Raw genomic sequence first — 14,897 nt, 5'->3', positions numbered from 1 at the left:
CCCATCGTAGCGCAGAAGCCCGGCGGGGCACGCCGCATTGCCGCGCCGTCAGGAACCGGGCGGCGCCTCCGGCGGCGGCAGCCGCTTGAGCTGCAAGCGCGCCAGCATCGGATACAGCGGCGGGCTGATGATGCGCGCCACGGCGAACGCGACCAGCGCGCACGCCATCAGGCTCAGCACCATGGCGTGGCCGTCGACCATTTCCATGACGATGATGAAGGATGTCAGCGGCGCCTGGGTGGCGGCGGCCAGGAAGCCGACCATGCCCAGCGCGATCAGCGCCGGCGCCTGGGTGCCGTACAGCAGCAGCGCGACGTCGTTGCCGATGCCGGCGCCGATGGCCAGCGACGGTGCGAAGATGCCGGCCGGCACGCCCGACCACGTCGTGATCCACGTCGCCAGGAACTTGAACAGCGCGTAGGCGGCCGGCATCGCCGACCAGCCCTCGACCATCATGCGCGTCGATTCGTAGCCGGAGCCGAAGGTGGCGCCGGCCGAGACGAGGCCAATCACGGCGACGGCCAGGCCGCAGCCCCCTGCGAACAGGACGGGGCGGCGCGCCCGCTGGCGCGAGAACCAGTCGCCGCTCGTGCCCGACAGCGAGGCCAGCAGCAGCCGCGAGAACAGCCCGCCGGCCAGGCCCGTCACGACGGCGACCAGCAGCCCCGGCCACAACAGCTCCATGCCCACGTGCTGGGCGTGGATGACACCGAAATAGACGCCGTTGCCGTGCGCGGACACGGCGACGAGGCCAGCCAGCACGATGGAGGCGATGATCAGGCCGCTGCTGCGGTGTTCGGGAGACCGTGCCAGTTCCTCGATGGCGAACATGACGCCCCCGAGCGGGGTATTGAAGGCCGCCGCGATGCCGGCCGCGCCGCCCGCCACCAGCAGGCCGCGGATGCCGACCGCGGGCCGTCCATCCAGCCGTACGCCCAGTCCCCAGGGCAGCACTCGGCGGGCCTGCAGCATGATGCCCGCCGCGATCTGCACGGAAGGACCTTCGCGGCCCAGGGACAGGCCGCCCAGCAGGCCGGCGGAGGTAAGCAGGATCTTGGCCACCGACAGGCGCAGCGAGACGAACAGGCTGCGCTGTTCACCGTCGGCCTGGCGGTCGAGCGCGGCGATGACTTGCGGGATGCCGGAGCCGGCCGCGCCGGCAGCATAGCGGCGCGTCAGCCAGACGACGCCGGCGGCCACGGCCGGGGCGGCCAACAGCGGCGTCCACCAGGCCGCCTCGCGCAGCAGGTCGAAACAGGCGGAAGCCTGTTCGGCCAGCCAGGTGAACAAGACGATGGTCAGGCCGGCCAGGATGGCCAGCGCGACCACGATGGCCCGCATCGCCCACAGCCGCCAGTCGGCCAGTTCGCGGCGCAAGGCGGTGCGCCAGTCGTCGTCGATCTCTTCCACTGCACTCATGGGAGGGCCACCGCCATTCCCATTTCTGGCCGAGCCAGCCTGTTTTCCGCTATCATCCGCTTATGTCCTCATCTTCTTCCGTCAACGCGAGCGAACCGCCGCCGGCCACCCGCGTGCTGCGGCAATTCCGCATCGTCTTCAATTCCGTCAAGACCCACTTCCGCCAGGTCGAACGCGAAGCGGGTGTCGGCGGCGCCCAGCTGTGGGCCCTGTCCGTCATCCAGGGCCAGCCCGGCATCGGGGTCACGGGCCTGGCGCGCGAACTCGACATCCACCAGTCCACGGCCAGCAATTTGCTCAAGGCCCTCGTCGAGCGCGGGCTCGTCGCGGCGGGGCGCGAAGGCATGGACCGGCGCAGCGTCGCGCTGCGCCTGACCCCGGCCGGGGCCGAGGTGCTGAGCAGCGCGCCGATGCCGTTCGCCGGCGTGCTGCCGGACGCCCTGTCCAGCCTGGACGCGGCCACGCTGGCGCGGCTGGAGCAGGATCTCGGCCAGCTCATCGCCCTGCTCGAGGCGGACGAAACGAGTGCCGGCGTGCCGCTGGCCCAATTGTAACGCGCATCATCCCGGCTCGCCGGCACGGAAGCGCCGCAGCGCCGCATCGACGATGGCTTCGCGGCTGCCCTCGGCCTCGAACGCCTGGCGCAGGAACGTCGCGTCGCTGCCCACGTGCGATTCGCGGTACAGCGCGTCCAGCGCCGCCGTGCTGCCCAGCGCCTGCGCATGCGGCTCCAGGCGGCGCAGCGTCGTCATGATGTCCTCGCGCAGCGACAGCTGCTCGTGCGTCTGCGGATGCACGAGGGTGCCGTCCAGGCCGAAACGGCAGGCCTGGAAGCGGTTGTAGTTGTACACGAGGTAATCGTCTTCCAGCGGCGGCGGCTCGCTGCCGGCCAGCAGGTAGCGGCACAGCGCCTGCAGGTAGCAGGCCAGCGCGGCCGCGCGCTCCACCGACAGCGGCGTGTCGCACACGCGCAGCTCGATCGTGCCGTATTCCGGCTTCGGGCGCAGGTCCCAGTAGAAATCCTTCATGCTGCGCACGATGCCGGTGCCGGCCATGCGGTTGAAGTAATCCTCGGCGAACGCCTCCCAGCTCAGGACGAACGGCGCCCGGCCCGACAGCGGGAAGGCGAACACGGAATTCAGGCGCGCGGACTGGAAGCTGGTGTCGAAGCCCTGCGAGAACGGCGACGAGGCCGACAAGGCGATAAAGTGCGGCACGTAGCGGTTCAGCGCGTGCAGCAGGTACAGCGCCTCGTCGCCGCTGCGGCAACCGATGTGCACGTGCTGGCCGAACACGGTGAACTGCTTGGCCAGGTAGCCGTACAGCTGCGAGACTTCCTTGAAGCGCGGCTTCGCGTAGATCCGGCGCTGCGCCCACAACTGGAACGGGTGGGTGCCGCCGCCGCACACGCCCACGTTCAGGCGGTCGCCGGCCGCGAGCAGCGTGTCGCGGATCTGGCGCAGCTGGGCCAGCAGCTCCGTGTAGTTGGTGTGCACGCTGCTGTTAATCTCGATCATGCTTTCCGTGATCTCGGGCGTGACGTTGCCCGGGAACGGCGCGCGGCCCAGCAGCTCCAGCATGTCCGGCGAGGCCGGCACGAGGTCGAAGTCGGACAGGCTGACGAGCTGCAGTTCCAGCTCGACGCCGAAGGTCAGCGATTCGGACGTGTTGAATGGTTCCAGTGCCATGTCAGGCCTCCCTTTCCGGTGAGATTTCCTTCGCGGCGACCACGGCGCGCTGCGTCAGCAAGGGGCCGAACAGCTGCAGCAGCAGCGCGATGGCGGCCAGCGGGGCCAGGCTGTCGAACAGGTCGACGCCCAGGCGCCGCGTCTGCTCGATCAGCAGGATCGCGAACACGGTCATCGGCGCCAGCGCCACGCCGGCCAGCGCACCCTTGCGCACCGAGATGCCGGAGACGCGGGCGAAGGCGGCGCACACGCCGATCTTGACGGCCATGCGCACGAGGACGAGCAGCAGGCCCAGGCCCAGGCCGTTCCAGACGCTGGCCCAGTTCAGCGTCGACGCCGCGAACACGAACAGCAGCACGGTCAGCAGGTCGCCGAGGGCGCCGAAATTACGCTGGGCGATACCGAGCGCGCTGCGGCGATGGCGCGCCACCAGCCCGAATGACAGCGCGGCGAGCACCGGCGACAGCGTCAGCACGTGGGTCACGGCCACGAGCAGCAGGACGGCCAGCGCGAACGCCATCGTCGCGTCGCTGCCGGCGCCGGCGCGGCTGCGCAGCCAGCGCGGCACGAGCACGCCGAACGCCACGCCCAGCAGCGCCGACGCGACCAGGACCAGCAGGCTGGCCCCCGCCGCATGGCCCAGGTGGCCCGAGGTCTGGAACACGCCGATGCCGACGATGACGTTATACACGAACACGGCCAGCACGCAGTTCAGCGCCGTCAGGTGCAGCGCCCGCTCCGTCACCTGGCCGCCGGCATGCTGTTCGTTAAACACGCGCAGCACCCCGGCCGGCGAGCTGGCCATCGCCAGCGACGCCACCAGGCTGGCGGCGAGCACGGGCATGTGGAACTGGCGCCCGACCGCGTACACGGCCGCGAAGGTGAGCAGGCTCTCGGCCAGCGAGGTCACGAGGATCCAGGGGTTCGCCCGCAGCCAGTTCAGGTTGATGCGGTAGCCCAGCTCGAACAGGATCAGGCCGAAGCCCAGGTTCGCCAGCAGCAGGAAGGCATTGCTGTCCGCCGCGGCGAGGAAATTGTTGGCCAGGTTGCCGAACAAGAAGCCGGCCAGGCCATAGATGCTGATGCGGGGGATGCCGGTCCAGCGGAACAGGAGTTCGCCGGCCATCCAGGAGAGTACGAGTGCCAGTGGCCAGGCCAGCTGCCCTACATAGGAGATCAGTTCGGTCATGCACGTCCTTTGACGTCACGGAGCGGCAATCGGGGAACGATGAGGGAAAAAACGGCTCCCGCGGTCGCCCGCCGGGAGCCCAATAGATACCAGGGTATCCTCATCGCTGATCGCGAAGGCAGCGCTCAGCCGCCCCGCTCACGCATACATTGTTGCACAGAACATGTATCGATGGCAACCACATTTGTATCAATACATGCAGATGACGGCGGATCCATCGTGGATTCGGGAAGATGACATGGCGATGCGCGAAGGAGTGCGACGTCGGTATCGATGGGTGCGGGTTGTCGGGCGTCGCCTGCGTTCTTGCCACGTCATCTTCAAGCGAGCTCAACCATTCTAACGGCGCTCCGCGCCCGGCCGGCGCACCATTGACGACATCCCATCATGTACAGCGCATGTGCCGGCGCCGATCCCGCTCCCGGCCTGCCGATATCCGGGGTGGATATAAGCATAGGCACAAAGAGTATTGGCGTGGCAATTGCACGGCTGATAAGCTTCGCCCCCTCGCCGGCCATGGCGCCGGCGCCTCGCATCCAACAAGAACACAGAGAAAGAAAACCATGAGCGTCAAACATACCCAGCCGAGCCCGGCCCGCGCGCTGCTCGCGCTTGCCCTCGTCGCCGCCCTCCCCCCGGCCGCCCGTGCGCAAGCCCAGGCCGGCGCCGACCAGAACGCCCAGGCCGCCGATGCGGCCGCCACCGTCGTCGTCACCGGCACGCGCGCGGTGAACCGCCGCACCCTGGATTCGCAATCGCCCGTCGATGTCATCGGCAGCAAGGAATTGCTGAGCACCGGTTCGAGCGAACTGGCCACCGTGCTGGGCCGCCTGCTGCCGTCGATGAACTTCCCGCGCCCGTCCGGCGCCGATGCCAGCGACGCCGTGCGTCCTGCCCAGCTGCGCGGCCTGTCGCCGGACCAGACCCTCGTCCTCGTCAACGGCAAGCGCCGCCACACCTCGGCCGTCATCAACGTCAACGGCACGCTGGGCCGCGGCTCGGCACCGGCCGACCTGAACGCGATCCCGCTGGCTGCGATCGACCACATCGAGGTGCTGCGCGACGGCGCCGCCGCGCAGTATGGCTCGGACGCCATCGCCGGCGTCGTCAACATCATCCTCAAGCACGGCGCCGAAGGCGGCGAGGCGGAAATCGGCTACGGCCAGTACGATGCCGGTGACGGCGAACAGGTCACACTGCGCGGCTCGAAGGGCTTCGCGCTGGGCGACCAGGGCTGGGCCCGCGTCTCGGTCGAACTGGCCGACCGCAACCCGACCAACCGCGCCGGCCCCGACCCGCGCCCGCAGGCCGGCCCGCGCCAGGGCCAGGTGAACGCCCGCCTGGGCGATCCGGAAAGCCGCCCGCACAGCATCTTCCTGAACAGCCAGGTCCGCCTCAACGACAACGTCGACTGGTACGCGTTCGCTGGCTACAGCGAGCGCTACACCTCCGCCGCCGCCACGTTCCGCACCGCCTACACGAGCGATGCGCGCACGACGCTGCGCACGCCGCTGTACCCGGAAGGCTTCCTCCCGCTGGAAAACAGCATGTCCTACGATAATTCCGTCGTCACGGGCCTGCGCGGCGAACTGGCCGGCTGGCGTTGGGACGCGAGCGCGAACTACGGCCGCAACCGCTTCAAGCTGGACGTCGACCACACGGTCAACTACGACCTCGGTGCCGCCAGCCCGACCCATTTCTACGCGGGCGAGCTGACCGCGACCCAGCAGGTGGCGAACCTGGACGTGGCGCGCGACTTCGACGTTTCCTGGCTGGCCGGTCCCCTGACGGTGGCCTGGGGCCTCGAGTACCGCCACGAGGACTACGAGATCGGCGCGGGCGAGCCGAACTCCTATTACAAGTCGGGCGCCCAGGGCTTCTCCGGCTTCCGTCCCGAGAACGCGGGCAAGAACAGCCGCCACAACCAGTCGATCTACCTGAACCTGGAAGGCGACATCGTCAAGGACCTGTCCGGCTCCCTGGCCGTGCGCCACGAGCGCTACAGCGACTTCGGCAACACCACGTCCGGCAAAGGCTCGCTGCGCTATGCGTTCACGCCGACGTTCGCGCTGCGCGGCACCGTGTCGAACGGCTTCCATGCGCCGTCGCTGGCCCAGCAGTTCTACACGATCACGACGACCAACCTGCTGACGGTGCAGAACCCGGCCACGGGCCAGTACGATTACGTGCCGGTCGAGACGGGCACCTTCGCCGTCGGCAGCCCCGCCGCCCAGGCGCTGGGCGCGACCCAGCTGAAGCCCGAACGTGCGCGCAACATCAGCATCGGCGCCCAGTGGCAGCCGTTCAAGAACTTCACGGCAACCGTCGACGCCTACCGCATCGACATCGACGACCGCATCGTGTTCTCGTCGAACCTGCAGCTGTCGCAGGCGCTGCAGCAGTCGCTGGCCGGACAGACGGGCAACTACGTGGGCGCGGCGCGCTACTTCACCAACGCCGTCGACACCCGCACCAAGGGCGTCGACGTGGTCGGCACCTACCGCCTGAACCTGCAACAGGGTGCGCGCGCCGACTTCACGCTGGCCTACAACCACAACGACAACGAGGTGCGCCGCCTGGCCGACAACCCGGCCTTCCTGACGCGCCAGAACCTGACGCTGCTGGACCGCCAGTCGATCAACCGCCTGACCGTCGGCTCGCCGAAGGACAAGCTGAGCCTGACGGGCGACTATACGCGCGGCATCTGGAACGGCCGCGCCACCGTCACCCGCTACGGCGAGTTCACGTTGCCGCAGAATAACGCGGCGTTCGACCAGACCTACGATCCGCAGTGGGTGCTGGACCTGGCCGCGACCGTGCGCATCGCCAGCAACTGGCGCCTGACGGGCGGCATCGACAACGCGACCAACCGCTACCCGGCGCAGATCACGTCGCTGTCGAACCTGAACCAGAACGGCACCAGCCCGTACAGCGGGTTTGCGCCGAACGGGTTCAATGGCCGTTACTTCTATGTGAAGGCCGGCTACAACTGGTAATCAGCCGCCGCCGCGCGGCATGAAACGACGTCGCCCCTGCGCAGGCAGGGGCCTAATTTGCTCGCTTTATCGTGACGCGAACAGAATTAGGCCTCTGCCTGCGCAGGGGCGACGGATTTTGGAGTGGCGGTTTAATTGAAACTCAAGCCGCTGCCGTTCGCATTGCTGATCTTCTTCCCCTTCAAATCGACCGTGAAATGATCGCTGGGCTTGGCCGAACCGAGTCCCTTGAAGATCGCGAACACCTGCTTGAACTGGTTCTGGAACGGCACGCCGACCGGGTTCTGGTCCGACGGCTTGTCGCCCACGCGGGCGATGGCTGCCGGACTGGCCGGGAACGCGGCCATCAGCACCTTGTACATCGCCACGCGCTGGGCGCCCATGTCGCGCAGCGCGAGCTCGCCCGCATAGACGGTGCGGTGGAAGTCGCCGTAGAACTCGTAGGCGCTGATCTGGGCGAAGTCGTCCAGCTTCAGGCCCGCCGCGGCGGCCAGCTTGTCGGCGCGGACGGTGGCATCGGCCCAGTCGGCCGTCAATTGCGAGGCGGCGACGCCCGTGCCGGCCGCCGTGCCTACGCCAGTACCTGCGGCAGCGCAGCTGGCCGTCAGCGGCACGACGCCCGGATTGTCCTTCAGCTGGGCGAGCGTGACCTTCGTCTGGAGTTGCGACAGGATCAGCATCTGCTTCGCGTTCAGGTTCGTCGCCGCTTCCTTCATCTCGCACGGCCAGTACTCGTCCATGAAGCGCAGGCGCGAGAGCTCGCCGAAGTAGTAGCGCGTGTACTCGCCGTAGGTGCGCGTGTCGAGCACGGCGCGGTCCCAGCGCTTGGCCACGTCGGCCGTCGCCGTGCTGCCTTTCAGGTAATCGTTCTCGACCTGGTAGTACGGGAACAGCACGTTGAAGTTGGCCACCGTGCCGAGGGGGACGGTCTGGACGTCGACCGTGTCCAGGTCCTTGTACGTCAGGATCTTGTAGGCGGCGCCGTACACGGCCAGCGACGGCGACTGCACGTTGGCCAGGTAGTTGCCGCCCGCGTCCGTATAGTCGTTGGTGCCGTTGAAGTGCATGTGGCCGCCCACGTGCAGGCGCAGGCCGGTGGCGGCGACGGCCGCCGTCGTGGCGGCTTCCGGCACGCGCGCCGTCTGGAAGGCGCCCGGCTTGAACACGGCCTTCATCGCGTCCGTCTGGTTCGCGTAGAAATCCATGGTCGGATAGTGCGAGAAGGCCATCAGCTGCTTGCCTTCGGCCCTGGCGCGAGCGGCGACGGACTTGATCCATTCCATCAGGTGGATCTTGTGCGTGAGGACCTTGTTCCAGCCGGCGTTGCCCGCCCCTTCGTAGCCCTTGAAGTTCTGCGGGTTGGCGGGATCGAAGTTTGCGTTCGGCACGTAGACGTTGGCGTCGATCGCCAGCAGCCACAGGCCTTTCACGGGTTCGACCAGGTAGCTGGCGTCGAACATCTGGGCGCAGCGGGTATAGGACTTGCCCAGCTTCGCTTCGCCCGCCGCCTTGTACGCGCCGCCCTCGCCTTCCGCGCAGATCTCGTACTGGCGGTTCTTCAGCGCGGATTGCGCCGCCGCCTCGTCGTAGCTGTACTTGCCGCCCGTGTACTTGCTGAACGGCGTTTCCCACAGCACGTCGGACTTGTTCGGCATGAAGCCGAAATCGGACAGCTTGGCGACGAGCTTCTCGTAGCCCTGCTCCATCAGCTGGTCGGTGCAGACCACCGTCGGATCCTTGGACTTGCAGGCCGCGTTAGCGGTGGCGTACACCTTCTGTTCCTTGCCGTCCTTGGTAAGGAAGTCGCTCTTGCCCGCCTCCATGTCGTCGTACGGCTCGTTCGGGTCGTGGTTGCCCGGCGCGATGAAGAAGCGCATGCCCTTGGCCTGGTATTCCTTCAGGATGTCGGCGATGCCGTCGATGTTGATCGGCTGGGCGTCGTCCGAGTAGTCGCCCGGCAGCGCGACGTGGCGGATGCCCTTCGCATACGCGTCGTCCAGCGCGGCGCGGAAGGCGAAGTAGTTCTCGTTGAACAGGCGGGTCGAGGTAAGTTGCGCGTACATCGTGCGGATCGTCGCATTCTTCCCATCCTTGGTCGGGATGCCCGCGAACTGGCTGCTCTTGAAGTCGCCGTAGACGTTCTCGAAGTGCACGTCCGTCATGAAGGCCACGCTGGTGTTGGCCGCCGTGACGGGCGGGGTGGGCTCGGGGGCGACCGGGGCCGGCGCAGGGGCGTCGTCGCTGCTGCTGCAGGCGGACAGCAGGGCCAGCGCGACGGCGCCCGCGACGGAAGAAAGATGACGGGCACGGTACGGGTCGTTCAGGGGCATGCGGGTCTCCACGCGATCAAGGAGTGGAAATGATTCCATTCCTGCATGACCGGGTCATTACACGCCGCAGCCCGCCGCAGTCCGCCAACCGTAGCCCGCCAGCCTTCATACGCGCGGCGGATCCGTCTCCCGCGCATACACCCGGTGCCCTGCCAGCACGGCCATGAAGCTGGCCAGCCCCGTCTCCAGGCCGCCGTCCTCGGCCACGATCACGCCCGGATCGGGTTCGCCGTTGGGCAGTGCGGGCGGGATACCGGCCGCCGCCAGCAGCTGGCTGCCCGCGCCCAGCGCGAGCAGGGGTTTGCCGTGGCGGTACTGGTCGCGCACGAAGTCAAGCACGCGGGCGTCGCGCGCGAGTGCCGCCACCGACGCCTCGCCCGGCGCGATCACGATCCCGTCGTACATGACGGACGGCGTCGCTTCGAAGGTGACCTCGACGTCGAGCGGCTTGCCGACGGCCGGGCGCAGCTCGCCCAGGCGCTGACCCAGCACGCGCGGCTGGGCGCCCTCCTTCAGCAGCACGGCGTAGACCTGGCGCGCGACGTTGGCGTCGACGCCCTCGCCCGCCGCCAGCGCGACGCGGCGCGTGCGGATGCCCATCTCGCCGGGATGGGCGAACAGCGACAGCGAAGGCGACGGCGGATACTCCGGCACGGGCGTGTCGTTCACGCGCTGCAGCGGATCCGGCACCGGGATGCCGAGGCCTTCCGCCACGGTCTTCGCCAGCCCCATGTCGACGTTGACGAGGCCCGCGACGATGCGTTCGCGGATCGCCGGTATCTGCACCCGCGTCAGCTCGAAGCGGAAGGCGTCGGCGATGTGGCGCCGCTCGGCCGGCGTCTGGCTCTGCCAGAACAGGCGCGCCTGCCCGTAGTGCTCCGCGAACAGCTCCGGCTTGCTGCGCACCTTGCTGCCCGCGACCGGTTCCGGATAGCTGACGAATCCCCGTGCGCCGGCCTGGAACGGGCAGCCGCCGGCCAGCGAATTCGGCTCGTAGGCGACGCGTCCGCGGTTGATCGACTGGCGGTGTATGCCGTCGCGCTGGTTGTTGTGCACGGGCGCGACGGGGCTGTTGATGGGGATTTCGTGGAAATTGGGGCCGCCCAGGCGCGTGAGCTGGGTGTCGATGTACGAGTGGATACGGCCCTGCAGCAGCGGGTCGTTGCTGAAGTCCAGGCCCGGCACCACGTGCGCCGCGCAGAACGCCACCTGCTCGGTCTCGGCGAAGAAATTGTCGGGATTGCGGTCCAGGACCAGCTTGCCGACCGTCCGCACCGGCACCAGTTCCTCCGGCACGATCTTGGTCGGGTCCAGGATGTCGAATTTCTGGAAGGCGGCGGCCTGCTCCTCCGTGAACACCTGCAGGCCCAGTTCCCATTCGGGGAAGTGTCCGGCCTCGATCGCCTCCCACAGGTCGCGGCGGTGGAAGTCCGGGTCGGCGCCGCCCAGCTTGACGGCCTCGTCCCACACCAGCGAATACGTGCCCTGGCGCGGCGTCCAGTGGAACTTCACGAAGTGCGACTCGCCCTTGTCGTTCACCAGCCGGAACGTGTGCACGCCGAAGCCCTGCATCGTGCGGTAGCTGCGCGGGATCGCGCGGTCCGACATCACCCACAGCAGCATGTGGAAGATCTCGGGCGAGAGGCCGGCGAAGTCGTAGAAGGTGTCGTGCGCGCTGGATGCCTGCGGGATCTCGTTGTGCGGTTCCGGCTTCACGGAATGGATCAGGTCCGGGAACTTCATCGCGTCCTGGATGAAGAAGACGGGGATGTTGTTGCCGACCAGGTCCCACACGCCTTCGTCCGTGTAGAACTTGGTGGCGAAGCCGCGCACGTCGCGCGCCGTGTCGGCCGAGCCGCGCGACCCGGCGACGGTCGAGAAGCGCACGAACACGGGCGTGCGCTTGCCCGCCTTGGCGAACAGCGAGGCGCGGGTCAGGGCGGACAGGTCGTGGTAGTTCTCGAAGTAGCCGTGGGCGCCCGCGCCGCGCGCATGCACGACGCGCTCGGGAATGCGCTCGTGGTCGAAGTGCGTGATCTTCTCGCGCAGGATGAAGTCTTCCAGCGCCGTCGGACCGCGCAGGCCGACCTTCAGCGAGTCCTGGTTGTCCGCCACCTTGACGCCCTGGTTCGTCGTCAGCTCGCGGCGGCTGTCGTCCACCCGCACCCGGTCCAGCGGGCCGTTCAGCGGATTGGCGCCGATGTCCGGCTTGCCGTCGCCCGCCTTGCGCGAGGCGATGTCCTCGGTGGTCGTGCTGGCCGTGGCCAGCGGCGTGTCCGGCTCGCGCACGGCGCCGCGGTGCGGCGTGAACGCGGCCTCGCCGTATTCCAGGCCCTTGGTCTCGTTGAACGGCATCTCGGCGGCCAGCTCGCCGCCCTCCGTGACTTTTTCCAGCAGGCGTCCGTCCTCGCGCGTGTCGAATCCCAGGCTGGCGGGTTCGGCCGGGTCGGACGGGCCGCCGACGGTGCCCAGGATCGAACCGGCGCCGTCGTACGGGCCGTTGTTGTGCGTAGCCATGCATCACCTCTTGGTCGGGTTGACAGGATGCGCACGGCCTATATGCCCGTTGGAAAAACGAAGTCACCGGACGCGGCGGGTGCGCAAATGCCGAGTCTGCTAGGCATCGCGCATACCGTCTTGAGCTAGTGCAAAGGCAGTCGCGGGATTCAGGCGGCCACGGCCGCGGCGGACTGCGGGAAGCCCCGCGCGGCAGCCAGGTCGGCCAGCAGCCGTCCCAGGAAGCAGCCGTTGACGATGCCGAACAGCAGGCAGACAGCGGCGATGAAGGCGGCGTCCTGGCGCGTATGGGGCAGGATGGCGACGGCGACCGATGCCGCGTACTTGGTGAGGAACACGGCCATCATGAGGGCCAGCGGCGCCCAGCTGCCCGCCACCCGCACCGTGCCGGGCCGGGTGGCTGGCGCGACGCGCACGGGACCGAAGCGCAGGACCAGCAGCGTCGTGGCCGCGGCGCCCGCCGCCCACGCGGCCAGCGGCAAGGCCGAGGTGCCGAACTTGGCGGCGATGTCCTGCAGGGACAGGGCCAGCATCGCCAGCGGGATGATCCACATCTTCCTGACGGCGACGTGGCGGTCGCGGCTGGCGATCATGCCGCGCGCGACGAGGAAGGCGAGGATGGCCCAGACGTAGACGGGGGTGTGGGTGACGATGTGGCTCAGCATGGTCGGCTCCTTGGAGAGGTTCGTGATCGAATGGCTCCATGGTGCCGTGTTCGGCGGCCGGGCCGGCGGCGCTGCGACGGATGGCCGTCTGGCGGCGCGAGATGCAGCGGGGCGGCGCGAAATGTGGCCGATACTGTGCGGCCGATACTCTGCGGCCGATACTGTGCGGTCGACTACTGTGCAGCCGCCTACTTGACCCGCTGCTTTTCCAGCTTGCGCGCCAGCGTCCGGCGGTGCATGCCGAGGCGACGCGCCGCTTCCGAGATATTGAAATCGGTCTCGGCCAGCACTTCGTGGATGCGCTCCCACTCCAGCGTCTTGATCGACGTGGAGCGGTTCGTCAGCTCGAGTTCCGTATTGCCGGCCACGTGGCCGAAGGCGGCCTCGATGTCGTCCGTATTGGACGGCTTGGCCAGGTACTGGGAAGCGCCCAGCTTGATCGCCTCGACGGCGGTGCCGATGCTGGCGAAGCCCGTCAGCACGACGATCAGCATGTCCGGGTCGTGGGCATGCAGCATCTGCACGCAGGCCAGGCCCGAGCTGTTTCCCTTGAGCTTGAGGTCGACCACGGCATAGCCGGGATTGTGGTCCTTCAGGAGTTCCTGGGCTTCGTCCAGCCCGGGTGCGAGCAGGACCTTGTAGCCGCGCCGCTCGAACGAGCGGCCGAGGGTGCGCGCGAAGGCGTCGTCGTCCTCGATGATGAGTAGCAGGGGTTCGGTGTTAGGCATTGCGCAATTTTACATGCAAGCGGGATGGCCTGCTGCGGCCGCGGCGGACTATTCCTGCCGCAGCGCGATCGCCGACAGCGGCAGCGTGAGCGTGACGCGCGCCCCGCCCTCGGGACGGTTGACGGCCGTGACGCTGCCGCCCAGCGTGCGCGCCACGTTCACGGCCAGGAAGACGCCGAGGCCGCCGCCGGGACGGCCCTTGGTGGACTGGTATGGCTTGCCGAACTGCGCCAGGATCGCCGGGGCGAAGCCGGGGCCGCGGTCGGTGACGGTCAGGATCAGGATGCCGTCGTCGACGCCGGCATCCAGGCCCACCCAGTCGGGCGACGCTTCCAGGGCATTGTCGAGCACGTTGTCGATCATCTGCTTGAGCGCTTCGTCGAAGGCGACGGGCATGTCGGCACCGATGCGGTTCACGTACTCGAACGCGCGCACGGGCCGGCTGCCCTGCCATTGGCGCACGAGGTTATCGAGGAAGGTGCGGATCGTCGTGCGGCGCGCCGATTCGCCGCGCGCCTCGCCGGCCGACAGCAGGATGCCGCTGACGATGGACTTGCAGCGCTGCAGCTGGGTCTGCATCTCGGAGATTTCCTCGATCAGGTCCGGGTTTTCCTTGAATTCCGGCATGCGCTTCCAGTCGCCCAGGATCACGGACAACGTCGCGAGCGGCGTGCCCAGCTCGTGGGCGGCGCCCGAGGCGAGCAGGCCCATGCGCACGATGTGTTCTTCCTCGGCGGCGCGCTGGCGCAAGTCGGCCAGCTGGCTGGCGCGCGTCTTGAGGGTATTCGTGATGCGCAGGATGAAGATGACCAGCAGCGCCGCGTCCAGAACGAAGCACAGCAGCAGCCCCTGCACGTACAGGCTGGAGATGCCGCGCGCATGGTCCGGCGGCAGCGGCAGCGGCTGGGCGAAGATCGACAGCCCCGCCAGACACGCCAGCGTGATGGCGACGATGGTCCAGGTCGACCAGGCTTCCAGCAGCACGGCCGACAGGATCACCTGCAGCAGGTACAGGAAGGCGAACGGATTGCTCGCGCCGCCGGACAGATACAGCTGCATCGTCAGGCTGGCGACGTCCACGAGCAGCGCGAGGAACAGTTCGCTGTTGGTGACGGGCCGGTGTTCGTGCCAGCGCAGGTGGCTGGCGATATTGAAGGCGATCAGGCAGGCCAGCACTTCGAGCATCTGCACCAGGGGCAGCGGGACGTCGAAGATCAGGATGGCGCCCGCGATCGTGGTGATCTGGCCGATGACGGCGATCCAGCGCAGCTCGATGAGCTGCAGCATGTTCTTGTGGCCGGCGACGTATTCGACGTCGGCGACGGAATTCATGCGCCAGCGCCGTCCCGGGCCCTTGCCCGCGGT

At 68.2% G+C, this 14,897-nt stretch carries 10 protein-coding genes; 2 read left to right on the top strand and 8 right to left on the bottom strand.

The genetic code is table 11. The features are described 5' to 3' along the window. Positions 1-48: 48 nt before the first annotated feature. Entirely contained in the window at positions 49-1,419 is a 1,371-nt protein-coding gene (locus ACI1V7_RS07655; RefSeq protein ID WP_404531152.1) for a chloride channel protein, read from the bottom strand. Positions 1,420-1,481: 62 nt separating this feature from the next. On the opposite strand from ACI1V7_RS07655, the gene ACI1V7_RS07650 reads away from it, so the two are divergent. Next, the gene (locus tag ACI1V7_RS07650; RefSeq protein ID WP_404531151.1) at positions 1,482-1,973 is read left to right on the top strand and encodes a MarR family winged helix-turn-helix transcriptional regulator; all 492 of its coding nucleotides are present in this window, start codon (positions 1,482-1,484) and stop codon (positions 1,971-1,973) included. Positions 1,974-1,979: 6 nt separating this feature from the next. Here the strand turns inward: ACI1V7_RS07650 and ACI1V7_RS07645 are convergent, their stop codons facing one another. Both ACI1V7_RS07645 and ACI1V7_RS07640 read right to left on the bottom strand, forming a co-directional pair. After that, the gene (locus ACI1V7_RS07645) at positions 1,980-3,107 is read right to left on the bottom strand and encodes a YbdK family carboxylate-amine ligase (RefSeq protein WP_404531150.1); all 1,128 of its coding nucleotides are present in this window, start codon (positions 3,105-3,107) and stop codon (positions 1,980-1,982) included. Position 3,108: 1 nt separating this feature from the next. Continuing rightward, positions 3,109-4,296 carry a cation:proton antiporter gene (locus ACI1V7_RS07640; RefSeq protein ID WP_404531149.1) on the bottom strand — a complete coding sequence of 396 codons (1,188 nt, stop codon included), beginning with the start codon at positions 4,294-4,296 and terminating at the stop codon, positions 3,109-3,111. 563 nt (positions 4,297-4,859) lie between these two features. Here ACI1V7_RS07640 and ACI1V7_RS07635 point away from each other — a divergent pair. Beyond that, entirely contained in the window at positions 4,860-7,292 is a 2,433-nt protein-coding gene (locus tag ACI1V7_RS07635; protein WP_404531148.1) for a TonB-dependent receptor plug domain-containing protein, read from the top strand. Positions 7,293-7,423: 131 nt separating this feature from the next. Here the strand turns inward: ACI1V7_RS07635 and ACI1V7_RS07630 are convergent, their stop codons facing one another. The 5 genes from ACI1V7_RS07630 to ACI1V7_RS07610 form a co-directional block, all read right to left on the bottom strand. Then, positions 7,424-9,622 carry a metallophosphoesterase gene (locus ACI1V7_RS07630; protein WP_404531147.1) on the bottom strand — a complete coding sequence of 733 codons (2,199 nt, stop codon included), beginning with the start codon at positions 9,620-9,622 and terminating at the stop codon, positions 7,424-7,426. A gap of 105 nt (positions 9,623-9,727) precedes the next feature. Continuing rightward, positions 9,728-12,139, bottom strand: a complete 2,412-nt coding sequence (locus tag ACI1V7_RS07625) for a catalase (RefSeq protein ID WP_404531146.1) — start codon at positions 12,137-12,139, stop codon at positions 9,728-9,730. Between the two features lie 149 nt (positions 12,140-12,288). Continuing rightward, positions 12,289-12,831: a DUF6622 family protein gene (locus ACI1V7_RS07620; protein ID WP_404531559.1), complete on the bottom strand. Its 543-nt coding sequence runs from the start codon at positions 12,829-12,831 to the stop codon at positions 12,289-12,291. A gap of 161 nt (positions 12,832-12,992) precedes the next feature. Continuing rightward, a complete protein-coding gene (locus ACI1V7_RS07615; protein ID WP_404531145.1) occupies positions 12,993-13,532 on the bottom strand; it encodes a response regulator transcription factor in 540 nt (179 codons plus the stop codon). A 48-nt stretch (positions 13,533-13,580) separates the two neighbouring features. Continuing rightward, a complete protein-coding gene (locus ACI1V7_RS07610; protein WP_404531558.1) occupies positions 13,581-14,864 on the bottom strand; it encodes an ATP-binding protein in 1,284 nt (427 codons plus the stop codon). Positions 14,865-14,897 lie beyond the last annotated feature (33 nt).

This window comes from Massilia paldalensis, assembly GCF_044901715.1.
Classification (GTDB): domain Bacteria; phylum Pseudomonadota; class Gammaproteobacteria; order Burkholderiales; family Burkholderiaceae_D; genus Telluria; species Telluria paldalensis.
This window is presented reverse-complemented; position numbering and strand designations above follow the sequence as displayed.

Bases quoted from the DNA above. Each gene is read 5' to 3' on its own strand.
- ACI1V7_RS07655 (WP_404531152.1), bottom strand. From the start codon at position 1,419: ATGAGTGCAGTGGAAGAGATCGACGACGACTGGCGCACCGCCTTGCGC.
- ACI1V7_RS07650 (WP_404531151.1), top strand. From the start codon at position 1,482: ATGTCCTCATCTTCTTCCGTCAACGCGAGCGAACCGCCGCCGGCCACC.
- ACI1V7_RS07645 (WP_404531150.1), bottom strand. From the start codon at position 3,107: ATGGCACTGGAACCATTCAACACGTCCGAATCGCTGACCTTCGGCGTC.
- ACI1V7_RS07640 (WP_404531149.1), bottom strand. From the start codon at position 4,296: ATGACCGAACTGATCTCCTATGTAGGGCAGCTGGCCTGGCCACTGGCA.
- ACI1V7_RS07635 (WP_404531148.1), top strand. From the start codon at position 4,860: ATGAGCGTCAAACATACCCAGCCGAGCCCGGCCCGCGCGCTGCTCGCG.
- ACI1V7_RS07630 (WP_404531147.1), bottom strand. From the start codon at position 9,622: ATGCCCCTGAACGACCCGTACCGTGCCCGTCATCTTTCTTCCGTCGCG.
- ACI1V7_RS07625 (WP_404531146.1), bottom strand. From the start codon at position 12,139: ATGGCTACGCACAACAACGGCCCGTACGACGGCGCCGGTTCGATCCTG.
- ACI1V7_RS07615 (WP_404531145.1), bottom strand. From the start codon at position 13,532: ATGCCTAACACCGAACCCCTGCTACTCATCATCGAGGACGACGACGCC.
- ACI1V7_RS07610 (WP_404531558.1), bottom strand. From the start codon at position 14,864: ATGAATTCCGTCGCCGACGTCGAATACGTCGCCGGCCACAAGAACATG.